The following is a 24,070-nucleotide window of genomic DNA, read 5'->3' as shown; positions in this document are numbered from 1 at the left end:
CTTGATTCTTTCATTTATCTTACTTTTAAAATACGGCATAAAAATTAACGATTTCGAGTTTTACGGCGTAAAATTGGAGCAATTATATATAAAATTAGATAAAAAAATAATTGCAAGAGCAAAGCAGATAAGGCTTCCAAATTTTAAGAAAGAGAGCAAGCAAAAAAGCAGCGATGAGCGCCTTTTAAATCTTAGTAAAAGCGTAGATTTTATAGATACGATTTTTCAAGAAATTTCACTTGAAAATGTACAAATAGGCGATGATTTTAAACTAAAAATTCTATTTTTAGATGATATATTTTTTGTTGATAGCCCTTATTTAAATGTAGACATCAAATTCCAAAACGAACAGCAAGACGGAATAGATCTTTTTAGTGTTAGAAATTTAAGCTTTAAGGATTTTAACGTCAGCATTAGCGGCGAAGGGAGTGCAAATTTTGATAAAAATGACTATAAATTTGAGGGAAATTTCACTTCTCATGAGCTGCATGGTAAGCTAAATTTTGCTCTAAAAGATACATTTTTAACCTACAAAGCTTACGATGTCGAGGCTGGAAGCATTAAAAACTTCATTGATGAGCTTGACAGACGCATAGAGCTAAATAGTGAAGTTAAAAGCTGGATATATGGATACATCGTTGCTGATGATTACGAGCTAAAAGAGATAAATGGCAAGGCTGATCTAGCTAAAAATGACTTTTATCTAAATGATCTAAATGCCACCGCAAATACTAAAAATTTGCTCGTTAAATTTGAAAAAGGCTTGCCAGCCGTAAATGTAGGCGAGGCAAATATCACACTTAAAAACTCAAAGCTTAAATTTGATCTTATTTCGCCTATTTACAAGGGTAAAAAGCTTGATGGCTCAAGCGTTGTGATAAATAATATCTTTGATGAAAAAAGCGCAAATTTAGAGCTACTTATAAAGACAAAATCAATTTATGATGAAGCTATAAATGAGATATTAAAAGCTTATAAAATCATCGTGCCAGTAAGGCAGCTTAGCGGAAAAATGGATGCTAGCTTAAAAATTTTGATAAAGCTTGATGAGAAAAGCTTAGAAAATTTTGATGAAAAAAGCGTCATTGCAAATGGAGAATTTAAACTAAGTGACGCGGTTTTAGAAATAGCTGGAAGTAAATTTAATACCAAAAATGCTCTCGTAAAGCTCATAAATACGACAAATTTAAGCATCGATGCTACTGGCTTTGGGCTTGAGTTTTTTAAAGCAAATGCTAAGGCTGATATAAATTTACAAAAAAGTACTGGCGAGATAAAAGGCGTGATAGAAAGCTTTGATCTAAAAGAGAAAAATGATGAAATTTTAGCCTTTAAAAATGAGCCATTTAGCGCATTTTTAGACTTTAGCAAGGCTGGTGAAACTTTGCTTAAGATAGAGCCATTTGGGCTTGATATGAGCTTTGGCAGTGAAAGTAAAATAGCAACAAAAAATAGTAAATTTTTCATAGAGAGCTCGCCTGTTTTAAAGCAAAACGGCGTGCATGGTTTTGATGAGCTTAGCATAAAAAGCAAGGATTTTACTGATCTTGAAATTTTTGCCAAAGAGGCAAACTTTGATTTGCCGTTTTTAGATAAAAATGGCTCAAAGTATGAAAACGATGATCTTAAAATTTTAGTCTCAAAAGCTGGCGTGAAGGTAGATAGTGCAAGTAAAAAGCTAAGCCTAGACATAAAAGAAAAAGCCATAAACGTAAAAACTAAAGATCTAAATTTGCTAGTGCTTGACGATAACAAAACCAGCGAGCAAAGCACTCCGCTTGAGCTTTTAGCAAAAAATGGCGATATCATTTTAAGGGATCTAAACAAGACCTTGCCATTTGCTAGCTTTAGCGCCGAGAAAAATGGCAAAAGCACCTCACTAAATGGGCTAGCAAAACAAGGAAGAGTTGGCTATTTTAATGATGAAAAGAGTATAAATTTAGACGCAACCGACATAAGCGGAGAATTTATAAACGACCTTTTTGGTATCAAGAGCTTTGAAGGCGGTAAATTTCGCCTAAAAATGCTTGGAGAAAACTCGAAGAATTTCAAAGCTGAGGTGAGATTTTTTGATACTTTTTTAAAGGATTATATCTTTTATCAAAGGCTACTTAGCTTTTTAAACTCCGTTCCATCGCTTCTTAGCTTTAAAACACCTGACTTTAACGACAAGGGCTTTACTGTTAAAAATGGTAAAATTTTACTCACTAGAAATGGCGATATGATCGAGTTTTTGGCGATTGAAATGATAGGCACAAGCGCTGATATCGGCGGGCGTGGCATGATCGATCTAAAGAGCAAAAAGATAAATATCGACCTTGAGCTAAAGCTACTAAAAGATGCTAGCAGTATCATTGATAAAATTCCACTGGTAAATCAAATAATCCTTGGCAAGGACCGCTCGCTCTCAACCGTCATCGCCATACGTGGCACTACCGATAAGCCTGAGTACTCGACGCAGATCCTGCAAGACGCCTTGCTTTCGCCACTAAAGATAATAAGAAACGTGATTCAGGCTCCGTTTTTGATATTTGAGTAGTTTAAATCTACAAAGCACGAAAATTATAGAAAAATTATTGGCTGCTTCTAAAGCCAAGAGTGAGCGCTCATTTTTGATTATTTTTATTATCCTCAGCTCGCAAAGTGCGTAAAAAGGATATCAAAAGCTAAAGATCAAGACCTTGGTAGCTATTTTTTTGATACTAGTGCTATTAAAATATTTTAATAAAAAGCATGAAATTTTACATATAAAAATATGTAAAATTTACTTCATCTCAAGGCGCATCAGATACATATCTTCGCCGTCAGTCACCTTTAAATTTTGACTTTTACACTTTGGACAAGTAAAGTCATTTTCGCTAAGCTCCCCGCCAAATCTACAATCCAAACACTCAATAACAATGCCTTGTAAATTTATCACAAGTTCGGCATTTTCGCAGATCGTACCAGCCTTATAAACATCAAAAGCGCTCTGCAAATAATGAGGCTCCACTCCGCTTAAACGGCCAACTTTTATCTCGATCTTGCTTATCTCTTTTGCGTTTTCTTTGGCGGCATTTTTCTCGCAAAGGCTGACTAAATTTTGAACGATACTAAGCTCATGCATTAGCAGATCCTTGGTAGTAGCTCGCCCTTTGGCGGCTCGAGAAATCTTCTTGATTTATAGGCGTTTTCGATGATGACACGCTCGTTTTTAGCTTCCATTACCGTGCCTATTATCATCGCGTTTTTATCAAATTCTCGCAAAATCCCAAGTGCCTCTTCAGCCTGACTCTCATCGACAGCCATCACAAAAGTGCCCTCATTTGCAAGCTCGTAAGGCTCAAATCCAAATAGCTCACAAACGCCCATCACTTCGTCTGCGACCTTGATATTTTCTTCAAAAACTAAGATGTCAAATTTGCTAAATTTAGCCCACTCGTTTAGCACCGCACTTAGTCCGCCCCTTGTCGCATCACGCATAGTTTGTGGTTTTATGCCAGCACTAAATAGCTTTAATACAACCTCTTTTAGGCTCTTGCAGTCACTTTTTAAATCAAGCCCAAGCTCAAATTCTTCTCTTGCTGCTAGCACCACGCCGCCGTGTCTGCCAACATCTCCAGAGATGAGAATTTTTGCCCCTGCTTTTAAATTTTTAAGCTCCACACCCTCGCAAACTATCTCGCCGATACCTGCTGTGTTTATGAAAATTTTATCGCATTTGCCCTTTGGCACGACCTTCGTATCGCCGCAAACTACGCTTACACCGCTATCTTTGCAAGTTTCTGCAAGCGAGCCAAGCACCTTTTCAAGCTCCTCTATACTAAGCCCCTCTTCAATGATGAGCGAGCAGCTTAGGTATTTTGCGCTTGCTCCAACCATTGCTAGGTCGTTTATCGTGCCGCAAGCCGCGATCTTGCCGATGTCGCCGCCATTAAAAAAAATGGGAGTTACCACAAAGCTATCGGAGCTAAATGCGATCTTGCCGTTTAAATTTAATATCGCCGAGTCGTTGCTTTGCCTTAAAATTTCGTTATCAAAAATTTTAAATATCGTCTCGTTTATAAGCGAGTTCATCTCCTCGCCGCCGCCGCCATGGCTTAGCATTATCTTTTTCATTAAATTCCTTAACCAACTCTTGCGTATTTAAAATATGCCGCACAAGCGCCCTCACTTGAGACCATGCACGATCCTATCGGATTTTGCGGGTTGCAGACCTTGCCAAAGACTTTGCACTCTGTCGGCTTTGCCAGTCCTCTTAAAATTTGCCCACAAATGCAAGCCTTGCTCTCGCCAGCGCTCTCTGCGCTGCAGTCAAACTGCACCCTGGCATCAAGGTAGGCAAACTCATCTCTTAGTTTCATGCCACTTTGCGTTATCTCGCCAAGTCCCCTCCAGACAAAGTCGCACGGTTCAAAATACTTAGCTATAAGCTCTTTTGCTCTTAAGTTGCCCTCTTCTTTGACAGCCCTTGCGTACTCGTTATAGACCTCATATGTGCCTGCGTTTTGCTGACGGACTAAATTTAGCACACTTGCCATGATGTCAAGTGGCTCAAAACCGCTAATGGCTATCGGTCTTTTAAACTCATCTGCTAACTCTTTATAAATTTTACTGCCAGTGATGACGCTTACGTGGCTTGGGCCTAAAAATGCGTCTATCCTCACGTTTTCGTCGCTCATTATGGCTCTAACTGGAGCTGGGACGGTTACGTGATTTATATGAAAGTATAAATTTTTAATGCCCTCTTGCACCACTTTTTCAACTAAATTTGCGCTCATTGGCGTCGTCGTCTCAAAGCCGATCGCAAAAAATATGACCTTTTTGTCTGGATTTTGCTTAGCGATATTTAGCGCATCAAGTGGCGTGTAAAGTGCTCTTATGTCGTGCCCTTCTCCGCGAAGCTTTTGCAAGCTTGTCTTTGAGCCAGGCACTCTTAGCATGTCAGCTAGCGTGCAAAAGATCACATTATCCATGCTAGCTAGCTTACAGGCCTCATCTATGCGGCTCTTTGGCATCACGCAGACCGGACAGCCTGGGCCGTGGATGAAATTTATATGCTCTCCAACTAAGCTTGGCAGTGCAAATTTCATAATGCTATGCGTATGACCGCCGCAAATTTCCATGATATTTAGGGGCTTTGTGCTCTCTTTTTGGATAAGTTTTGAAAGGGCTAGGATTAAATTTTTATCACGAAAGTCATTGATAAGATCCATCAAATTTTCCCCGCGTTCATATCATCAGCGATCTTTTGATAGACCTCTAAGCTCTCAAGTGCAAACTGCGTATCGATCTTTTGCATAGCGTAACCTACGTGAATTAGCACATATTCGCCAACTTTCACTTCTTCAGATATAAGGTCTAGGCTTACCTTTCTAGTAACGCCTAGAGTCTCTACCGTAGCGACGTTGTTTTCGTCAATTTCTACCACTTTTGAAGGGATCGAGAGGCACATTATCTTAGCTCTTTTTTAAATTCCAAATAACTTATCCACTTATCAATGCCCTCACCAGTTTTGCTATCTATCACAAAGATGTCAACCTTTGGATTTAGCTTTCTAGCGTCACTTTTCACTCGCTCGATGTCAAAGTCAAAGTGTGGTGCGAGCGAAGCTTTTGTGATGAGAAGCACGTCAGCAGCCCTAAACATCACTGGGTACTTACTCACCTTATCATCGCCCTCTGGCACTGAAAGAAGCACAGCGTTAAAGTGTGAGCCAACATCATAGCTTGCAGGACAGACTAAATTTCCAACATTTTCTATAAAGACTAGATCAAGCTCGTTTAGCGGCAAATGATGAAGCCCTTCATGCACCATAAATGCGTCCAAGTGACAGGTCTGACCTGTGCTTATCTGATGAGCCTTTGCGCCAGCTTTTACTATGCGATCAGCATCTTGATTTGTCTCTAAATCGCCCTCTACAACGCCTATTTTAAACTTACCAGCCTTTATCGTAGCTTCTAAAAGCGTGGTCTTACCAGCACCAGGACTACTCATTAAATTTACACAAAGTATCTTTTTTTCATCAAGATGAGCTCTGTTGTGAGCAGCTTCTTTGTCGTTTTCGGAGAGAATTTTCTCTATCACGTCTATGGTTTTACTCTCATTTAACACAGGGTGTGCGTGAGCCTCGTGGCTATGTTCGTGCGCGTCATGAGCGTGATCTGTATGTCCATCATGAGTGTGTGGGTGCGAGTGAGTGGTGCCATCAGCGTGAGTGTGGGCGTGGGCGTGGGCGTGGGCGTGGGCGTGATTACCCATTGAACAACCGCAATCTTTACACATTTTTTCATCCTTTTTTATTAATTTATGGAGATTTTAACTCTTAAATTTAAAAATAAAATTAAAATTTAGGAGTTTTGGCAAATAGATCAAAATTAATTAATTTATTTAAATTTTTATTTAAATTTAAAAATATAAATGAAATTTGCACAAGAATTTTGACTAAATTTACTTTACTCTTTTTGCCTAATCTCATCCAACTTATCAAAATTTTCATCACCGAGTAGTTTTTTGCTATTCTTTCCGGCACTCTTTTGGATTATTAGATCCTTTAATCTAGCCTTGCCATTATCCATCACCATCAAAATAGCATATGCATCAATGTCTTCTTCCCTCATTTCATCTTCGGTATTAGCCGCACTATCAGGTGACATATAAAAGTGCTCTATGCCGTATTTTACGAGCGAGTAGCCATCATATCTACCAGCTAAAAAGACTCCATTGTCTGGCTTGCTTATACTAAATTTAGCAAAGCCGTAAGTGCCATTAACATCTGGTTTTAAAACAGCATAAACTCTAGCCCCATCTCTTACTCTCTCATCGTATTTATCGATATAGCGGTCATCTTTATCATTTTCGTCAAAATTTCTTGAATAAAAATTTGAAAAATCATAGTTTAAATCAACATAGTTTCCCCGAAAAAGATCTCTTGGATCGTAAAGACTTACCCTTACTCTCACCTCTTGTCCAAAATAAAGTGGCATAAGTGCGTAGCCAAGCATAATGCCAATAAGCAAAATTTGAAAAATTACAGCTACTATTAAGACTTTTATCTTCATTTTTTACGTCCTTTTCTAGCGACAACTAGCACTATAAAAGCAAACACCATAAATAGCGCCGTAGCACCGATATAATCACCTATTAGCTGGAAATACCTCACGGCCGCAACCAAAAATATCATACAAAGACCAAGTTTTAACTCACCTTTTTTTATAAGGACCGCAGCTGTTATGATATTTGCGAGCGAGAAAAATATATTTGCATAGCCAGGCCCGTAGCTAAAGACAAATGGCAACGACACGAGCAGCGCCCCAAGTAGCAAGCCACTCTTGTTTTTTTCTTTAAAAAATAGTACAAAATAAGCAACACTAAATAGGATAAAGACAAAGCCAAAGTTGCTTTTAAAAAATGACTTCACAAACCAAAGTTTTTCATCGTAAAGCTCAAATAAATTTCTTTCTTCAAATAAAAATAGACAAAATAGCAACACAAAAACACCAAAATTTTTACCAAATTCTTTCGTAAATGCGCCAAGCCCTACTCTAAATTTATCTAGTAGAGGCGAAATGCTGATAAGCAAAAGCGCATAAGATAGCGATACGATCGCAACCATCGGAAGTCCAAACAAAAATCCATAATCAAATATCGCTCTAAGACCACTAATGTAGCCGCAAAATGAAATGATGTATATAAAAATATCTACAAAAAGCACAAAAGCAAGCCATTTTGAGTCGTCTTTGTAAAGCGTATATGCGCCAAGTACTATAAAAATGATAAAGCCAAAACCAAAGTCGCCCTGATAGCCCACCATAAAAAACCAAACTGTCGCAAAGATAAGGCTTTGGGCTACCAACACACCTTTTTTACTAGCAAAAGAAACTGCAAACGCTCCGATACTCCAAAGCAAAATACCACCGCTTGGCTCATCGCTAATGTTATAAATTTGAGCAATAAGAGCAATCGCCGCACCAAAGCAAAAATTTCCAAGAAAAAACATCGCCGTTGATAGATTTTCCTTTCCCTTTGCGAGATAGTAAATTCCACCAAAATTTACAAGCCCAAGCACAAACAATACAAGTGCTAAACGTCCTAGTCTTGGTATTTCTTCCCAGTTTGCACCAACGAGCGTAAAAAAGGCTAGTGCAAAAAAAAGATATGCTACGAGCTTTAAGACAAAACTTATCTTGTCACTATGGGCATCAGGGTCGATGTCATATAAATTTGCTATTTTTATAGCGGTCTTTTTATCGATTATGCCGTCACTTTGCCACCGATCCAGCTCTTTTGCTAGAAAAATTCTATTTAAAAAGTTCATTATTCACACTCTCTTTTATAAGATATACAAAACACTAAATTTCCAGCAAGTGTCTTAAATGCCGTATTTATGTCCATTGACACTGCCTTAGTCTTTCAACAAAAAATATAATTGTGATTTAAAATATAAAAAAATACAGAAGCTAAAATGCTGCCGATAATAAAATTTTTTAGCAAGGTGGCTTGGGCCAGACTCCTAAGCTTTGCTTTAAAAATTTCTCGCTTAAGTCTAAACCCAAGTAAAAAGAAAAAAACGGCCATCAAACTATCATTTATCAAAAGGATAAGGGGCTTTTGTATCGGCGATTTGCCAAAATTTAGCCTTGTATCGATTTGTAAAAATGAGTTATAAAAACTGCTTAAAAAAACATTTTCAAAGATAAAAGCCACTAAAGCAGCAGCGATAAGAAAGATACCACCGCTAGCTTCACCTATAAAAAAATACCAAAAATTCCTAAAACACATAAAGACCCTTAAAAAACTAAAACCTAGGAATAGCTGCCCTTGTGAGTTTAGAAAATTTTACACCCTTTAAGCCGGCGATCCTTTCAGCAAAGCGTTCAATTTTGCCAGCCTCGCCTCTTATTGAAATCGTTTCTAAGCAGTTATGATGATCGACATGAACATGGTTTGTGCAGATGATTTTCACATCAGAGCTATGCTCTATATCCATCTTTTTATTCACCAAATCGTTGTGATGATGCATATAAATGAGCGTCAAAACCCCGATCAACTCCTCACTAGCGTCCTTCCAGCTATCACTTACGATCTTTTCGCGTATCAAATCCCTCGTAAATTCGCTCCTAGAAGCGTAGCCTTGTTCGCTAACCTTTTTATCTAGTTCGTCTAGTAACTGACTAGGTAAAGAAACACTAAAACGTATAACACTATCCATTTTCTGCTCCTTTCTTGTTTGATTACCGTTTATAATCATTATACATCACTTATTAGAAAATGTGGATAAATAATAATAAATTTGCCCTAAATTTACGTTAGAATCGTTGCTACAGAATTTTTTATTGATATAAAATTTCAAATTTACTTTAGTAAATTTTTTGTAAATAAGTTCGAGTAAAGTCTTATTTTGAAAAACTCCACCGCTTAGTAAAATTTCCATTTTTTCTTTTTTTGAAATTTCAAAAATAATATCAGCCAAGCCATTTATAAATGCCGTTGCAGCCACTCTTGGCTCATCTTTTAAAGCACTTTTAAAAGCTTCTTTAAAGCCGATAACTCCATTATCTAGACTAAATTTATAACACGCATCTAAATTTTTATCATAAAGTGCTTCAAGCCTCATACCACTCTCGCCCTCAAAACTCGAGTGAAAAAGCCCACAAATAATCGCCCCAAATGCGTCAAATATCCTACCAACCGAGCTAGTCTTTACTAAGTTTAATCCTTTTTGCTCCATTTTTTTAAAATTTGCAAGCATTTTTTCATCAAAATTTACTAAGAATTTACGAGCTTCGTCCTCAAGAGAGTATTTTAAAATAATAGAATATGCGATTAGATAGATATTTTTGATGCTGTTTTCGCCCCCAAATAAGCTAAATTCATCAAAGTGATAAACTCTCTCGTAACTCTTTTTATCTAGCCTAAAGACCTCGCCACCCCAAATTTTGCCATCTTTCCCGTATCCAGTGCCATCAAAGCAAAAGCCAAGGTACTTTTTATCTGCTAGATCATTTTCAAAGATCACGCTTAGCAAATGCGCGTAGTGGTGCTGCAAATAAACTAGCTCAAAGCCCTGATCCTTCGCCCATTTTGTATTTAAAAAATTTGGATGCAAATCGGCTATGACCTTGTCTATTTTTAGATCATAAGTCATTTTAAAAAGGGTGAAAATGTCTTTAAACCTATCAAAAGTCGCCACGTTTTTTAGATCGCCGATATATGGACTAACTATCAAAAGACCGTCTTTGTAGATGCAAAATGAGCTTTTTAGCTCCGCTCCAAGTGCTAAAAATGTCCCTTTTTGCTTGAAATTTGTATGGATGAAATTTGGATTTAGCCCGCGGCTTGTTCTTGTAAAAATTGTCTCATCAGCAACACAAAATGCAATACTATCGTCACTTGGTGAGTAAATTTCTCGGTCGTGATCAAGGTAAAAGTCTATAACCTCACCTAATTTTTCTCTTAGCTCGCTCTCATCTTTTATCACGACTTCGCCTGAGATGTTTGCGCTAGTTGCGATGATGTCGTGCTCTAAATAATCAAATAGCAAAAGATGTATGCCGCTAAATGCGAGCATGACGCCAAGCTTATTTAAATTTGGCGCGACGCTTTTTGCGATATTTGAGCCATTTTTTGCCTCAAGCAAGACGATTGGCTTTAAATTTGAGCTAAGTAGCTTCGCCTCCGCCTCTGAAATTTGCGCTATTTTTCTAGCATTCTCTAAATTTTTACTCATCAGAGCAAAGGGCTTGCTTGGGCGGTGCTTTCTAGCTCTTAGCTCGCAAACTGCGGCTTCATTTGTCGCGTCACAAACCAAATGAAAGCCACCAAGCCCTTTAATGGCTAAAATTTTGCCCTCATTTATGAGCGTAGCCGCCTCTTTGGCTGCTTCGTTCCCACTAGCCAAGACTTTGCCAAATTTGTCTTTTAGATATAGTTTTGGTCCACAGTTTGGGCAAGAGATCGGCTCTGCGTGGTAGCGGCGATTAAGTGGGTCTTTGTACTCGCCTTCGCAAAACTCGCACATCTTAAACTCGTTCATCGTCGTATTTACCCTGTCATAGGGCAATGCTTTGATGATAGAAAATCTTGGTCCGCAGTTGGTGCAGTTTATAAATGGGTATTTGTAGCGTGGATTTGTGGGATCATAAAACTCGCGCAAACAGTCGTCACAAAGTGCGTAATCAGGCAAAATGGGAGCTTGTTTGGTAGCTCTCTTTGAGGCGATGATCTCAAGCTTTTCATAAATTTTATCTATCTTAAATTTCTTCAGCTCATCGATCCTAGCAAGGGCTGGCAGCTTCTCATAAAGCTCTTTTTCAAAAGCCAAAAAGCTAGCCTCATCACCGCTAAAATTTAGCTTCACGCCCTCGTCGTCGTTGTAAATTTCACCAACGAGCTTAAATTTGTCCGCTAAAGTATAGACAAAAGGTCTAAAGCCCACACCTTGAACTAAGCCTTTGATCTCATATCTAAAGCTTGATCTCAACGCCAAATCCGGGGTCAAAATTTGTTTTTATATTTGGGTTTAGGTGCTTTTTTATCAAGTTGCTAACTACCTTATTATAAAATAAATCCCCGCTTAAAATAACATTTTTAATATTAAATTTATCTCGTTTTTCATAGCTAAAATCGCTCAAAAAGTGCGCCAAAGACTCGGTGCAACCAAAGCTGATGTTCTTCTCTCCAGCGCCAGCAAGGACAAACGAAATGATACTTTTTACAAACTTAACCCCGTCTAAACCAAAGTCATCTTTCATCTTGTAATCGATCCTAACGCCCTTTTGACCGCTAAAATCGCTTGCCATAAGAAGCAAATTCTCCCCTGCTTTTTTAAAGTCATCACCTAAGCCAAGTATGCGCCCAACTATGCAAAATAGCGAGAAAAAGCTAGCATTTGAGCTAAAATTTCCACTTGGTAAAGTATGCTCTTTGCTGAAATTTTCAAGTAGCCTTTCGCCGCCCTCCTCGGCTCTTATGAGCTCATAAATTTCTTCAAAGCTACTAAATTTTGGCAAAAATAGAAGCTGCGTTTTGCTTGATTTTGAAAGCAGGCAAATTTCATCATCACTAAATTTGCTAAATTTTAATCCCAAAGCCACTTCGCCCAAATAGCTAAGCTCAAATTCCTCATCTTTTGTATAGAAAAATGGGCTTAAAACTGCGCTACTTTCAAGCAAAGATAGTCTTGAAAGAGCATTTTTTTGCTCCTTTACCTTAATGCTTAAAAAGCTAAAGCTTTCTTTATTTAGCTGCTCGCAAATGGCGTAAAGAAAAAGATCATTTGGTGCCATCACATCAAAAAATAGCGGTGCATCCTCGTGATTTTGCCTATAAATGGCTGTCGTCTTTAGTGCTAAAAGTGGCTTTTCAAAGCTAGCTAGAAATGTCAAAGCTCTATCATCGGCGATAAAAATTTTTGGTAGCTGCTTTAAATTTACGGGCATCAAGAAATTTGCATCAAAATTTACCCCAAGAGAAATTTCATATAAATTTTCATCTTGCTCTACGCAAACGCCCTTGCCGTTTTTTAATAAATTTAGGCAAGCTTTGAGCTTTTCATTAAAATTACCAATTGTTATCTCGCCCTCAAATTTACTCTCACATAGCACGCCACTTTCATTTAAGATAGCCTTTTCGCTAGCCAAAAATGTGCTCGCTTGAGTCGGAGTTAGGCCGCCAAATTTTATCTCATTTATCTTGCTATCTTCGTCAAGCTCACTTGCAGCCAAGACTTCACTGTGCTTTATAAAAAGACTAAAAGGCAAGAGTGCGCTTGCTTTATTTGCCACACTCTCAAGCTCACTGGCATTACCACTTACCTTTAGACAAATTTCATCATCTTTGCACTTTAAGCTATGAGCTAGATCGCCAGCAAGCAAGCGTAAAAATGGCACTAGAAACGAAGCGTCCTTGTGGCAAATAAATTTAAAAGCAAGTATCATTTTAAACCTTTTTTAGCGTATTCATCAACTATATCGTTTAGGGTAAAATTTGCCACCTTTTCACACTTAAAATCAAGCTCTTTTAAGTGATTAAGCAGCGTTTTTTCTAAAATATTAGAAGCGTTTATAACCTCATCTGAGAGGCTAAAATTTGATGACTCTATGCGGCTAGGCACGATGCCTAAAATTTTAGTCGTAGGTCTATCGCCCGCAAGCTCCATTAGATGAAGGGTCTGAAGCATCTCTATCTCGTGAGCCGAGCCGTCCCAGCTGATAAAATTTGGTACATTTATAAAATCAAAAAAATAAACATCGCCCACGCTTGCACCGTTTGCGCTAATGCAATCAACGACGATAAGATAGTCAAATTCGCTTATGATGTGAGTTAGAGCGAGGGCTAAAGTGCCCCCGTCCATTAATGTAAGCTCGTTTTTAGAGCTTGTAAATTTGTAGTTTTTGTCCATCAAATTTACAAAATGAGCACCTATGCCCTCATCGGCAAACATCACGTTGCCGATGCCTAAAACCAGCACTCTCATCAGTGTTCTTTTACAAATTTATAGCCGCTAACGATAGCGTCCATTGCTCCATTTTTGCCCTTAACAGCATTAAATACCGCCATATAAACATGAATCGGCACAAATATCATAATGACCCACATACAAATTCTATGTATCGTTCTAACATTTGCTAGTCCGCCCATAAGCTCTTCAAAAAACCTAGCTGGCTCATAAAGCGCTCCGCCAAGTCCCTCATGATAAACATGAACATAAAGCACAAGACCGCTTAGGCAAATAAGAGTCAAAACAAGATAAAAGAAAAAGTATGAGGCAAACTGCAAAGGATTATAAACACCCCTTAAATGCGGATGAGGGCCCATAAAAAGATAATACTTAATCTGTGCGATCCAAATTTTTGGATTTAGAAAATCAACCACACTCATCCACTCTTTTTTGCTGTGTTTATCAAAGACAAATAGATAAAATTTAAAGATAAACGCCGCTATCAGCACAAAACCAGCGATCTGGTGAGCCATACGCCACTTTGCTTGCATGAAATTTGTAGGCTCGCTCGTGATCTCTGGACTCACAAAAACGTATGAGATATAGTAGCCACTCACAACCAAAAGTGTGATCGCTGCAAATCTAATCCAGTGTGTCAGCCTAACGCCGATGGAGAATTCGTATTCGCTGATCCTGTCAGCATTTTTATGTGACATCTTTTCTCCTTATAAATTTGGATTTATCTTATAAGTACTCAAATCATTTCCCTTTGTATCCATAACATGCACAGCGCATGCGATACAAGGATCATAAGAGTGAATTTTTCGTATTATCTCAAGTGGCTTTGAAAGATCAGCGATCTTTAAACCAACTAAGCACGCTTCGTAGCTTCCCATTTGATTTTGTGCGTCTTTTGGAGAGGCGTTCCATGTGCTTGGCACGACTGCTTGCCAGTTTGTGATAACACCATCTTTTATGCGGCACCAGTGGCTAAGCGCACCTCTTGGAGCATTGCCTTGAAAATTTCCTTTGTACTCTTTTTTATTATCGATTACATATTTTGCACAAGTCTCTTGATCTGATTTTAAATTTTCTACCAAGGCATTAAATGCATCCATTGTATGCTCTGCAACTACTTTTGCCTCAAGCATACGAGTAGCGGTTCTGCCTAGAGTTGAGAAAACTGCACTTAATGGCAAGCCACTCTTTGCTAAAAATTCGTCAACTACTTTTTTAACTCTCTCGTTGCCTCTAGCGTAGTTTATAACGATACTTGCTATTGGACCTACTTGCATAGGCATGCCATCATATCTTGGTGCTTTGATCCAGCTATATTTACCTTTTGTATCAAAAAGCTTACTATGAGCTAGTTTGCCCTCGGCGTCTATACTCTCACCGTCAATAAGACCTGTGTAGTTTGCCTCAGTATCGCCGTCATACGGATGAAGCGCTTTGTCGTTTTTATACCAAGACCTAGTAGCTTCTTCAGTGATTTTATTTTCATCGATATCATAAACCTTGCTAAGATCGCCATTTAAGATATAGCCACCTTTAAATAGATGATCATTTTTGCCGATCAAAAACTCATCGTAGCAGAGTAAATTTGCCACACCAGCATCGTTTAGAACGCTTGGCTCGTTTGCATAAGCCTTAGCCGCCATCAAAATGTCTGGATAGTAAGCTCTATCGACAAATTCTTTGATCTCAGCAAATTTGCTCATATATTCGCCCATTCTAGCTGGATCCATAAGATCCATCACGCAAGTCACGCCGCCAACTGTTAGGCTTTGTGGATGTGGGTTTTTCGCGCCAAAGATCGCCATCATCTGAGCTGCTGTTCTTTGAATTCTAAGGCACTCTAAGTAGTGTGAGAGGACGATTAAATTTTGCTCTGGCGTAAATTTATATGTGCTATGTCCCCAGTATGCGTTGGCAAATGGTCCAAGATTGCCCTTTTTAACAAAGGCTTCAACCCTCTCTTTTACCTCTTTTAGCTTGTCAGCTCCCGTGGCAAACGGAAGATCAGTATATTTAAACGCCTCTTCGCTAGCTTTATGCACATCTGCGCTTAGTGCAGAGACCACATCTGCCCAGTCCATGCCGTGAAGTTGATAAAAGTGCACGATGTGATCATGAAGATATAAAGCTGCGTTCATAAGCGTTCTAGTTAGCTCTGCATTTAGTGGAGGCTTGATGCCAAGGGCATTTTCAACCGCGATGATGCCTGCTCGGTAGTGTGAATATGTGCAAACACCACAAATTCTTTGCATGAAAAAGCCAGCATCTCTTGGATCTCTGCCTTTTACGATCTGCTCTAAACCACGCCAAAGAGTTGAGCCAGAATACGCCTCTTTTACAATATTATTTTCATCTACGACAACTTCTATTCTTAAGTGTCCCTCGATACGTGTTATAGGGTCTATTACTATTCTTTTTTCACTCATTTTTTCGCCTTATTCTTTATCTTTACTCATAGAAGCTATAACAGCGTGAGCTGCTATGCCGATGCCTGTAAGAGCTAAAATTCCAATGCCAACTTTATCGCTGACATTATCAGCTCCAAGACCTAAAACAGTATCAAAGAGTCTATCTGCCATAGGCTCTTCAAATGGTCCCATCGTATCCCAGAAGTCTGGCTCTGAGCAGCCTATACAGCCGTGACCTGCTTGAACTGGCCATGATGTGTGCTGGTTAAATCTCTCGCGTGAGCAGTTATTAAATGTATATGGACCTTTGCAACCTACTTTGTATAAGCAGTAGCCATTTTTTGCACCTTCATCGCCGAAGTTTTGGACAAACTCGCCAGCATCAAAGTGACCACGTCTTTCGCAAAGATCGTGAATTCTTAAGCCATAAGCCCATTTTGGTCTATTGTAAACATCAAGTGCTGGAAGTGTGCCAAAAAGTAAGAAGTGAAGCACGTTGCCAACGATATTTTTCTCACTTGGTGGACAGCCCGCAACATTAATAACTGGCTTATCAGTTACCTTTGAAAGTCCCACTGAATTTGATGGATTTGGTCTTGCAGCTTGAATGCCACCAAAGCTAGAACAGGTGCCGATCGCAAAGATAGCAGCTGCATCTTTTGAAGCATTTACAGCATGAGTTTTACCTGTTGTGCCATGAGGTCCAACAGTTAAGAAATTTTCAGTCGCACCAGTTGGGATACCGCCCTCAACTAGCAGGATGTATCTACCTTTGTATTTTTCAATAGCACTCTCTAAATTTTCTTCAGCCTGCCAACCAGAAGCTGCCATGATAGTTTCGTGGTATTCAAGGCTTATGTAGTCAAATATAAGACTATCTATGCTTGGAGCATCGGTTCTTAGTAAGCTCTCGCTACAGCCTGTGCATTCTGCCATATGAAGCCATATCACAGGAAGCCTGTCACTAAGCTCAGCAGCACGAGCAACCATCGGTGTCATCGCACTTGGTAGAGCCATAAAAGCTGTCATCACACCAGCCCACTTCATAAAATCACGCCTCGTAAAGCCTTTATCTTTTAAAAGCTGCGCAATACTTGAGTCGCTTTTCATCTTAGGCAACGCACTAAGCTCACTTAAGCGCCTATCTATCTTTTGACGCAAGTCATTATTCATATAAGCTCCTTTGCTTGAAAATTTTACTTTTGTTAATAATATCTTTGTTTAAAGAAGTAAAAAATTATTTTATAAAATTAATATTTATAATTAAATAAATTTTAACTAAAAAATTTAAAATCCCTTTTTTGCGATATATTTTCAAAATATAAAAAATAATATTTTGAGAAATTTTATTTTGTTTTGATGAATTTTCAATATTTTAAGTACATTATTCTGAAAGTAAATATCAATTATAATTTTTAATAATTTTTAAAAATTTAGCATATTTAAGACGAGAGAAATTTTTGAGATATAAAATTTTAAAAGCCCAAATTGATTAAATTTTAGGCTTTTAAAGTTGCATTAAAATGGCCAGATAGCTTCCATAAGCCTTGTGCCCCAAGGTTTTTTGGTAGATTTGTCTAGCTCACCTTCGGTTTTATACAAAATTTTGGCGTCAGCTATGTATTTTGAGTCGATTTCGTTGTTTTGTGAGATGTCGTAAGGTCTGATGACACCACTTACTTGCATGATCTGCTTTTCGCCATTTATAAGTAGCTCGCGGCTACCTTCTATAAAGTAATTGCCGTTATTTAGTATTTTTATGATCCTGGCTGAAATGGTTGCGGTAAATTTCTCGCTTCTGTTGCTTGTGCCACTACCTGTAAATTTATTGCCGCCACCTGCTTTAAAGCCGATGTCACCGTATTTATTTAGATTATCAGCCACAGTTGAAAGCGGTGCAGCCCCAGCTGTGAAAACACCGCCACCAAGCGAGATAGTGCTATCTTTGTTGGTACTTTTGCTACCGGTTGAAGTTTGGCTTGCATTTTCTGAGATAACGATAGTCACGATATCATTTACATTCATCGCCTTTCTATCTGAAAAAAGAGGATTTTCGCCCTTACCAAAGAGGCTGCCAGCATTGCTTTGTCCGGTTCCACTATCTTTTGAAGGGAGTTGCTCGACATAAACCGGGGGTTTCATATTGATGTGAGGATCAGCACTTGGTGTGCAACCGGTATAAAAAACACCCGCAGATAAGACGAGCCAAATCGTTTTATGATTCATAAAAAATGCCTTAAAATAAGTATCTTTGTGCTAAAATTAAGCAATTCAAGTTCCTAAAAAGGTCGCAAATGAAAAGTTGTTACGTTTTTACAGACAAAAATTTAGCACATCTGCAAGAAATTATAGCTACAAAATTCAAAAAAGTTGAGATTTTTAAGATAATCCCAGATGAAAACGATGAAAACAACTTAATAAATTCAAATGAAAAAGAATTTTTTCTAAAATTTATAGATAAATTTGAGGAGCTAAAAGCCAAAAGCGACTTTGTCATAGTTCTTGGCTGTGAGAGCTTTAGTGTCTTTGGTAAAAGCGAGCTAAATTTAAAGCTAGCTAGAAATTTAAACGCTCCAGTCTTTGATGAAAAGGCAAGCGAGCTAAAAGCACTAAATCTAAACTCAAAGCTTCTAATCACCGATAAGATCGATGAAATTTTAAACTATCAAGCAGATATCATCACACCATTTAAATTTCAAAGCTTGCTTCTAAAAAGAGCTAAAGTGGCGAACAAGACCGTTGTTTTGCCAGAGAGCGACGATGAGAGAATTTTAAAAGCAGCTAACATCGTATTAGAAAAAGGGGCGGCAAATATCATCTTGCTAGGACTTGAAAATGAAATTTCAAAAAAAGCGGCCGCTTTGGGGCTAAATCTAAGCAAAGCCAAAGTGATCAACCCAGAACAAAACGAGCTAACAGACGAGTTTGCAAAGAAAATTTATGAGCTAAGAAAGCATAAAGGCGTGGACGAAGTCAAGGCAAATATGCTTGTAAAAGATAAAATTTACTTTGCTACGATGCTAATTCATGAAGGCTTAGCCGATGCCTTGGTAAGTGGCGCTACGATGAGCACAGCTGATACGATCCGCCCAGCCTTGCAAATAATAAAAACAAAGCCAAGTGTAAGTGTAGTAAGTGGGGCATTTTTTATGGCACTTGAAGAAGAAATTTTGCTCTTTGCCGACTGCGCCGTCACGCCAAATCCAAGCGCAGATGAGCTAGCTAGTATCACTCTGAGCAGCGCTCAAACGGCAAGTGCTTTTGGACTTAACCCAAAGATTGCCATGCTGAGCTACTCTACGGCTGAGAGTGGAAGTGGGGCTGATGTGGAGTTTGTAAAAGAAGCTGCCAAAAAGGCGAGCGAGCTTGATGCAAATTTAAAAATCGCAGCACCTATTCAGTTTGACGCAGCCGTTGATCTAAGCGTGGCTAGTAAAAAGATGCCAAACTCAGAGGTTGCTGGGCATGCAAATGTCTTTATCTTTCCAAATTTAAACTGCGGAAATATCTGTTATAAAGCAGTTCAGCGAAGCGCAAACGCTCTAGCTGTGGGTCCAATACTTCAAGGGCTAAAAAAGCCAGTTAATGACCTAAGCCGCGGTTGCCTCGTTGAAGACGTGGTAAATACTATCTTAATCAGTGCCATACAAGCAGGAGAATAATATGAGAATTTTGGTTTTAAACTCGGGTAGTAGCTCAATAAAATTTCAACTTTTTGCAATGGATACAAAAACCAGTCTAGCAAGCGGTCTAGTCGAGCAAATCGGTAGCTCCAGCTCAAGAGCGGTACTAAAAGCAAACGGCGAAACCTACGAGATAAAACGCTTCATAAAAGACCACCATGACGGACTTGAGGCGATGAACGAGCTCTTTGTTACATCACACACATTGCACGATCTAAGCGAGCTTGATGGTATCGGACATAGGATAGTTCACGGGGGCGAGAGCTTTTTTAGCTCAATGATCGTTGATGAAAGCGTCATCAAAAAGATCGAGGAGATAAGCCCACTTGCCCCTCTTCATAACCCAGGGCACCTTGCTGGCATTAAAAACGCGATGAAAGAGAGCAAAAATGTGCCTCACGTGGTCGTTTTTGACACGGTATTTCATCAAAGCATGCCAGAGTACGCCTACCGCTACGCTCTACCTTATGACGTTTGCAAGACTCATCACATCAGAAAATACGGCTTTCACGGCACTTCGCACAGATATGTCTGCAAGCAAGCGGCAAAAATGCTTGGCATAGAGTTTGATAAATTTAACGCTATCTCACTTCATCTAGGTAACGGCGCCTCAGCATGTGCGGTGCAAAACGGCAAAAGTATCGATACCTCGATGGGGCTTAGCCCACTTGAAGGACTCATAATGGGTACAAGAAGCGGTGATATGGACCCAGCCGTGGTCATTTACTTGCTAAATATCGGCGTTTTAAAGTGGAACGAGATCGATAACTTTTTAAACAAAAAAAGCGGACTTTTTGGAATTTGTGGCTCAAGTGACATGAGAGAGGTCGTAGCCAAGATGCAAAACGATGAGCGAGCAAAGCTTGCATTTGAGATGTTTTGCTACCGAGTGAAAAAATATATTGGCTCATATTACGCCATTTTAGGACGCGTTGATGCACTTATATTTACTGGCGGTATCGGCGAAAATGCACCAAATACAAGGCAAAAAATTTGTGATGAATTAAAACATCTTGGCATTCACATAAATCACGATCTAAATTTCCAAGACATGCGAGGTGAGAGATGCATAGATGGGGATGACGCTAAGATAAAAACACTCATCATCCCAACAAATGAAGAGCTAGAAATCGCGATAGAAACGGCTAGAGTAATAAAAGAGAGCAAAGCCAAATAAATAGATATTTAAAATAAAATGATTAATTTGTGTTTTGCCAAACTCAACATATAAATTTTAAGTCTAGCTCGTTTTAAAATAGAATTAGCATTCTTAGGCTACGAGATAAAAAGCTTTTGCGAGTTTAAAATCGCAAAAGCTTGCAATCAATTTTTCTTAAAAAATCTCAAAATTTTTGCTTGAAGTTTAAACTGATCCGAAAGCTCCATTATCGGATAAGCTCCAGCATATTTTTTGCCACCAGGCAGGTCTTTGCTAACGCCTCCACGTGCAGCGATCTGCGCGAAGTCGCCCACTTTTACATGACCAGCTGAGCCGCTTTGTCCGCCCATTACGACGTTTCTGCCTAGCACTGTTGAGCCAGCAAGGCCAGTTTGTGAGACTATTAGGCAGCCATTTCCAAGCTCGCAGTTATGGCCTATTTGAACGAGATTATCTATCTTTGTGTAGTTTGCGATCGTCGTGCTTTCAAAAACACCACGATCTATTGTCGTGCAAGCACCGATCTCGACATAATCGCCTAAAACTACATTGCCATTGTGGTAAATTTTTACATGCTCGCCAGTTTTTGTATGTGCATAGCCAAAACCGTCACTGCCTATAACGCAGTTTGCCAGCAGATGACACTCGTTACCGATGACGCAGTCGTTATAAATGACTACGTTTGGGTGGATGATGCAGTTTTTGCCGATAGTCACATTATCGCCCAAAAATGCCCCAGCCATTACTACCGTATTTTCGCCCACGCTCACGTTTGAGCCTATATAGACATTTGGCATTATCTTTGCACTCTTGGCGATATTTGATGGCTTTGGCTCACAAAAAAGCGGCTTAGCATAATCTTTACTAAGCAAGGCAAATGCAAGGTGCGGATTATCGCAGACAAGTGCAATCATGCCAGCTGGCACCAGGTCCAAAAGGGCTTTTGTGACCAAAATAGCTCCAGCATTTGATGTGCTTATAAATTTTGCATTCTTCTCGCCATCACAGTATGTTAGCTCAGCTTTATTTGCATTTTTTAAAGAATTTAAGGCAAAAATTTCTATATCTTCTCCGCTAAAAGTAGCATTTACTTTTGAGGCTATTTCACTTAGTTTCATCATATATCCATTATCACAGATCCGCCGCGTACGACGTCAACTGGGTTAAATTTCTTTATTGATTTTAAAAAGCTCTCGATCCTACTCGCATCGTCAGCCACCATGACAACGATGTAGTTTTCATTTGTGTTTGTCACGATACCGTTGTATGCCTTTAGTATCGCTTCAAGGCCAGCAAAATTTTCACCAAGCGGAATTTTCACAAGAGCCATCTCTTTTTCGACAAATTCGCCACTTTCTATGACTTTATACGTTGGTATGAGCTTGTGAAGCTGTTTTACGATCTGCTCTAAAACTCTCTCGTCGCCACTTGTTACGATACTTAGCCTTGAGAAGTTGCTCTCAGGTATCGGAGCAACGGTGAGCGTATCGATGTTGTAGCCCCTGCCCGCAAAAAGCCCAGAAATTCTAGCTAAAACGCCGTGTTCATTTAAAACTATAACCGAAATCGTTCTTCTGATACTCATTTTTCTTCCTTGCTCTTTAATATCATATTATAAATCGCAGCTCCAGCTGGAACCATAGGAAGCACATCCTCAAAGCGGTCGATCCTAACGTCGATCATCGCTGATTTTTTGCTATCGATCGCCTCTTTTAAAGCCTTTCTAAACTCATCCTTGCTCTTGCAAACAAAGCCAATGCCGCCAAATCCCTCAGCGATCTTTACAAAATCAGGCTGCAAGCTAAGATCAGTTGATGAGTAGCGTTTTTCATAAAAAAATGTCTGCCACTGACGAACCATGCCTAAGAAGTTGTTGTTTAAAATGATGTTTATAACAGGCATATTTATCTCATGAGCAGTCATTAACTCTTGGATATTCATAAGTATTGAGCCATCACCTGTAAAATTTATAACAAGATTGTCTGGTTTTGCACATTTTGCGCCGATCGCTGCAGGGAGGCCAAATCCCATTGTGCCAAGTCCACCACTTGTGACAAGCTGTCTTGCTCGGTTAAACGGATAAAACTGCGCCACCCACATTTGATGCTGTCCGACGTCTGTTGAGATTATCGCATCAGCTCCTGCTATCTTCGCGGTCTCTTCGATGACCCATTGTGGCTTTAAGACCTTGTCGCTATCTGTGTAGCCAAGTGGATTTAACTTAGAATATCTATCTAAAATTTCTCTCCAAGGTGCGTAGTTTTCAGGCTTTGCATTGACTTCTTCATAAAGCTCAGTTAGCACGTTTGTAAGATCACCAACGATTGGATAGTGGGCATTTATGATCTTTGAGATGGAGCTTGGATCGATATCGATGTGAATTATCTTTGCATGTTTGGCAAACTCATCCGTCCTGCCAGTGATCCTATCACAAAACCTAGCCCCAAGCGAAACGAGAAGGTCGCACTCGCTAAGTGCCATATTTGAAGCGTAGCTGCCATGCATGCCTGCCATGCCTAAATTTAGCTCATCTTTTGCGTCAAGCACACCAAGAGCCATCAGCGTCTCAACCGCTGGGATGCCAGTTTTTTTCATAAATTTACGGATGATCTCGCTTGCATTTGATGCGACTGCACCGCCACCGATGTATAGAAGTGGTCTTTTAGCTTCGTTTATCGCAACTGCTGCTTTTTTTATCTGTTTTGAGTTGCCCTTATAGGTTGGTTTGTAACTTGGAATAGAAATTTCTTTTGGATAGACAAAGTCACCAAGTCTTGATGTGATATTTTTTGGGATATCGATATGAACCGGTCCTGGACGGCCTGATCTTGCGATGTAAAACGCCTCTTTTATGATGCGAGGTAGCTCTTCAACGCTATTAACTAAAAAGTTATGCTTAACACAGGGGCGTGAAATGCCGACCGCATCGATCTCTTGAAAAGCATCTGTACCGATCATAAATGTTGGTACTTGACCGCTTATTAAGACGATTGGGATACTGTCGCTATAAGCTGTTGCAAGGCCAGTGACTGCATTTGTAAAGCCAGGACCACTTGTCACAAAGGCAACGCCGACTTTACCGCTAACTCTAGCGTATCCATCGGCTGCGTGAACGGCCGCTTGCTCGTGGCGAACCAAAACATGTTTAAAATAAGTCTGCTTGTATGTTTCGTCGTAGATATTTAAAGCTGCACCGCCAGGATAGCCAAAAACTATCTCAACGCCCTCTTCGTGCAAGGCCTCGCTTATCATCTGTGAACCAGAAATCTGTTTTATCATCACTTTAGCCTTTTGATAAATTTATCGCAGATTATATCCCAAAGCATTTTAAATCCATTTTAACTTTCTAGCGAATTTTAGGTATCGTTTTGATTTTCTTGAA

The 24,070-nt window shown here is 39.3% G+C and carries 22 protein-coding genes; 3 read left to right on the top strand and 19 right to left on the bottom strand.

Annotated features, from left to right (window positions below; all coding sequences use genetic code 11):
• The first annotated feature begins 73 nt into the window (after window positions 1–73).
• Window positions 74–2,539: a YhdP family protein gene (locus A3223_RS00435; RefSeq protein WP_084109237.1), complete on the top strand. Its 2,466-nt coding sequence runs from the start codon at window positions 74–76 to the stop codon at window positions 2,537–2,539.
• Window positions 2,540–2,764: 225 nt separating this feature from the next.
• Here the strand turns inward: A3223_RS00435 and hypA are convergent, their stop codons facing one another.
• From hypA to flgH, 16 genes are all read right to left on the bottom strand, one after another.
• Window positions 2,765–3,106: a hydrogenase maturation nickel metallochaperone HypA gene (gene hypA, locus A3223_RS00430; protein ID WP_084107901.1), complete on the bottom strand. Its 342-nt coding sequence runs from the start codon at window positions 3,104–3,106 to the stop codon at window positions 2,765–2,767.
• Window positions 3,106–4,098: a hydrogenase expression/formation protein HypE gene (hypE, locus tag A3223_RS00425; RefSeq protein ID WP_084107900.1), complete on the bottom strand. Its 993-nt coding sequence runs from the start codon at window positions 4,096–4,098 to the stop codon at window positions 3,106–3,108. Before hypE ends, hypA begins: the two co-directional genes overlap by 1 nt.
• An 8-nt stretch (window positions 4,099–4,106) precedes the next feature.
• On the bottom strand, window positions 4,107–5,195 hold the full coding sequence (gene hypD, locus A3223_RS00420; RefSeq protein ID WP_084107899.1) for a hydrogenase formation protein HypD: 1,089 nt from the start codon (window positions 5,193–5,195) through the stop codon (window positions 4,107–4,109).
• Window positions 5,195–5,434 (bottom strand): HypC/HybG/HupF family hydrogenase formation chaperone, encoded by a 240-nt coding sequence (locus A3223_RS00415; protein ID WP_084107898.1) that lies wholly within the window; start codon window positions 5,432–5,434, stop codon window positions 5,195–5,197. Before A3223_RS00415 ends, hypD begins: the two co-directional genes overlap by 1 nt.
• A complete protein-coding gene (hypB, locus tag A3223_RS00410) occupies window positions 5,434–6,264 on the bottom strand; it encodes a hydrogenase nickel incorporation protein HypB (protein WP_084107897.1) in 831 nt (276 codons plus the stop codon). Before hypB ends, A3223_RS00415 begins: the two co-directional genes overlap by 1 nt.
• 170 nt (window positions 6,265–6,434) lie before the next feature.
• The gene (locus tag A3223_RS00405; RefSeq protein WP_084107896.1) at window positions 6,435–7,040 is read right to left on the bottom strand and encodes a GDYXXLXY domain-containing protein; all 606 of its coding nucleotides are present in this window, start codon (window positions 7,038–7,040) and stop codon (window positions 6,435–6,437) included.
• Entirely contained in the window at window positions 7,037–8,296 is a 1,260-nt protein-coding gene (locus A3223_RS00400; RefSeq protein ID WP_084107895.1) for a DUF2157 domain-containing protein, read from the bottom strand. The genes A3223_RS00405 and A3223_RS00400 overlap by 4 nt, the downstream gene beginning before the upstream one ends.
• Before the next feature lie 95 nt (window positions 8,297–8,391).
• The gene (locus A3223_RS09945) at window positions 8,392–8,760 is read right to left on the bottom strand and encodes a Na+/H+ antiporter NhaA (protein ID WP_084107894.1); all 369 of its coding nucleotides are present in this window, start codon (window positions 8,758–8,760) and stop codon (window positions 8,392–8,394) included.
• Window positions 8,761–8,776: 16 nt separating this feature from the next.
• The gene (gene nikR, locus A3223_RS00390; protein ID WP_021091291.1) at window positions 8,777–9,190 is read right to left on the bottom strand and encodes a nickel-responsive transcriptional regulator NikR; all 414 of its coding nucleotides are present in this window, start codon (window positions 9,188–9,190) and stop codon (window positions 8,777–8,779) included.
• 45 nt (window positions 9,191–9,235) lie between these two features.
• Window positions 9,236–11,461 carry a carbamoyltransferase HypF gene (gene hypF, locus A3223_RS00385; protein WP_084107893.1) on the bottom strand — a complete coding sequence of 742 codons (2,226 nt, stop codon included), beginning with the start codon at window positions 11,459–11,461 and terminating at the stop codon, window positions 9,236–9,238.
• Window positions 11,445–12,917: a hypothetical protein gene (locus A3223_RS00380; RefSeq protein WP_084107892.1), complete on the bottom strand. Its 1,473-nt coding sequence runs from the start codon at window positions 12,915–12,917 to the stop codon at window positions 11,445–11,447. Before A3223_RS00380 ends, hypF begins: the two co-directional genes overlap by 17 nt.
• Complete coding sequence (locus A3223_RS00375) at window positions 12,914–13,456, bottom strand: HyaD/HybD family hydrogenase maturation endopeptidase (RefSeq protein ID WP_084107891.1); 543 nt, start codon at window positions 13,454–13,456, stop codon at window positions 12,914–12,916. The genes A3223_RS00380 and A3223_RS00375 overlap by 4 nt, the downstream gene beginning before the upstream one ends.
• Window positions 13,456–14,136 (bottom strand): Ni/Fe-hydrogenase, b-type cytochrome subunit, encoded by a 681-nt coding sequence (cybH, locus tag A3223_RS00370; protein ID WP_084107890.1) that lies wholly within the window; start codon window positions 14,134–14,136, stop codon window positions 13,456–13,458. Before cybH ends, A3223_RS00375 begins: the two co-directional genes overlap by 1 nt.
• A 9-nt stretch (window positions 14,137–14,145) precedes the next feature.
• Window positions 14,146–15,864 carry a nickel-dependent hydrogenase large subunit gene (locus A3223_RS00365; protein WP_084107889.1) on the bottom strand — a complete coding sequence of 573 codons (1,719 nt, stop codon included), beginning with the start codon at window positions 15,862–15,864 and terminating at the stop codon, window positions 14,146–14,148.
• Window positions 15,865–15,873: 9 nt separating this feature from the next.
• Window positions 15,874–17,019 (bottom strand): hydrogenase small subunit, encoded by a 1,146-nt coding sequence (locus A3223_RS00360; protein ID WP_084107888.1) that lies wholly within the window; start codon window positions 17,017–17,019, stop codon window positions 15,874–15,876.
• A gap of 345 nt (window positions 17,020–17,364) precedes the next feature.
• On the bottom strand, window positions 17,365–18,072 hold the full coding sequence (gene flgH / locus A3223_RS00355) for a flagellar basal body L-ring protein FlgH (RefSeq protein ID WP_084107887.1): 708 nt from the start codon (window positions 18,070–18,072) through the stop codon (window positions 17,365–17,367).
• A 68-nt stretch (window positions 18,073–18,140) separates the two neighbouring features.
• Here flgH and pta point away from each other — a divergent pair, with 68 nt between their 5' ends.
• Window positions 18,141–19,508 (top strand): phosphate acetyltransferase, encoded by a 1,368-nt coding sequence (gene pta / locus A3223_RS00350; RefSeq protein WP_084107886.1) that lies wholly within the window; start codon window positions 18,141–18,143, stop codon window positions 19,506–19,508.
• 1 nt (window position 19,509) lies between these two features.
• Complete coding sequence (locus A3223_RS00345) at window positions 19,510–20,706, top strand: acetate kinase (RefSeq protein WP_084107885.1); 1,197 nt, start codon at window positions 19,510–19,512, stop codon at window positions 20,704–20,706.
• A 146-nt stretch (window positions 20,707–20,852) separates the two neighbouring features.
• Here the strand turns inward: A3223_RS00345 and lpxD are convergent, their stop codons facing one another.
• Genes lpxD through A3223_RS00330 form a run of 3 tightly spaced genes read right to left on the bottom strand, consistent with a single transcriptional unit; the run spans window position 20,853 to window position 23,964 of the window.
• Window positions 20,853–21,806 carry a UDP-3-O-(3-hydroxymyristoyl)glucosamine N-acyltransferase gene (gene lpxD, locus A3223_RS00340; RefSeq protein WP_084107884.1) on the bottom strand — a complete coding sequence of 318 codons (954 nt, stop codon included), beginning with the start codon at window positions 21,804–21,806 and terminating at the stop codon, window positions 20,853–20,855.
• On the bottom strand, window positions 21,806–22,267 hold the full coding sequence (gene ilvN / locus A3223_RS00335) for an acetolactate synthase small subunit (protein ID WP_223154400.1): 462 nt from the start codon (window positions 22,265–22,267) through the stop codon (window positions 21,806–21,808). The genes lpxD and ilvN overlap by 1 nt, the downstream gene beginning before the upstream one ends.
• A gap of 2 nt (window positions 22,268–22,269) precedes the next feature.
• The gene (locus A3223_RS00330) at window positions 22,270–23,964 is read right to left on the bottom strand and encodes an acetolactate synthase large subunit (protein WP_257639244.1); all 1,695 of its coding nucleotides are present in this window, start codon (window positions 23,962–23,964) and stop codon (window positions 22,270–22,272) included.
• Window positions 23,965–24,070 lie beyond the last annotated feature (106 nt).

This window comes from Campylobacter concisus (assembly GCF_002092855.1).
Lineage (GTDB): Bacteria > Campylobacterota > Campylobacteria > Campylobacterales > Campylobacteraceae > Campylobacter_A > Campylobacter_A concisus_AI.
This window is presented reverse-complemented; position numbering and strand designations above follow the sequence as displayed.

What these genes read in the sequence shown, in the direction of transcription:
- hypA (WP_084107901.1), bottom strand. Translation starts at nt 3,106, where the DNA reads ATGCATGAGCTTAGTATCGTTCAAAATTTAGTCAGCCTTTGCGAGAAA.
- hypE (WP_084107900.1), bottom strand. Translation starts at nt 4,098, where the DNA reads ATGAAAAAGATAATGCTAAGCCATGGCGGCGGCGGCGAGGAGATGAAC.
- hypD (WP_084107899.1), bottom strand. Translation starts at nt 5,195, where the DNA reads ATGGATCTTATCAATGACTTTCGTGATAAAAATTTAATCCTAGCCCTT.
- A3223_RS00415 (WP_084107898.1), bottom strand. Translation starts at nt 5,434, where the DNA reads ATGTGCCTCTCGATCCCTTCAAAAGTGGTAGAAATTGACGAAAACAAC.
- hypB (WP_084107897.1), bottom strand. Translation starts at nt 6,264, where the DNA reads ATGTGTAAAGATTGCGGTTGTTCAATGGGTAATCACGCCCACGCCCAC.
- A3223_RS00405 (WP_084107896.1), bottom strand. Translation starts at nt 7,040, where the DNA reads ATGAAGATAAAAGTCTTAATAGTAGCTGTAATTTTTCAAATTTTGCTT.
- A3223_RS00400 (WP_084107895.1), bottom strand. Translation starts at nt 8,296, where the DNA reads ATGAACTTTTTAAATAGAATTTTTCTAGCAAAAGAGCTGGATCGGTGG.
- A3223_RS09945 (WP_084107894.1), bottom strand. Translation starts at nt 8,760, where the DNA reads ATGTGTTTTAGGAATTTTTGGTATTTTTTTATAGGTGAAGCTAGCGGT.
- nikR (WP_021091291.1), bottom strand. Translation starts at nt 9,190, where the DNA reads ATGGATAGTGTTATACGTTTTAGTGTTTCTTTACCTAGTCAGTTACTA.
- A3223_RS00380 (WP_084107892.1), bottom strand. Translation starts at nt 12,917, where the DNA reads ATGATACTTGCTTTTAAATTTATTTGCCACAAGGACGCTTCGTTTCTA.
- A3223_RS00375 (WP_084107891.1), bottom strand. Translation starts at nt 13,456, where the DNA reads ATGAGAGTGCTGGTTTTAGGCATCGGCAACGTGATGTTTGCCGATGAG.
- cybH (WP_084107890.1), bottom strand. Translation starts at nt 14,136, where the DNA reads ATGTCACATAAAAATGCTGACAGGATCAGCGAATACGAATTCTCCATC.
- A3223_RS00365 (WP_084107889.1), bottom strand. Translation starts at nt 15,864, where the DNA reads ATGAGTGAAAAAAGAATAGTAATAGACCCTATAACACGTATCGAGGGA.
- A3223_RS00360 (WP_084107888.1), bottom strand. Translation starts at nt 17,019, where the DNA reads ATGAATAATGACTTGCGTCAAAAGATAGATAGGCGCTTAAGTGAGCTT.
- flgH (WP_084107887.1), bottom strand. Translation starts at nt 18,072, where the DNA reads ATGAATCATAAAACGATTTGGCTCGTCTTATCTGCGGGTGTTTTTTAT.
- pta (WP_084107886.1), top strand. Translation starts at nt 18,141, where the DNA reads ATGAAAAGTTGTTACGTTTTTACAGACAAAAATTTAGCACATCTGCAA.
- A3223_RS00345 (WP_084107885.1), top strand. Translation starts at nt 19,510, where the DNA reads ATGAGAATTTTGGTTTTAAACTCGGGTAGTAGCTCAATAAAATTTCAA.
- lpxD (WP_084107884.1), bottom strand. Translation starts at nt 21,806, where the DNA reads ATGAAACTAAGTGAAATAGCCTCAAAAGTAAATGCTACTTTTAGCGGA.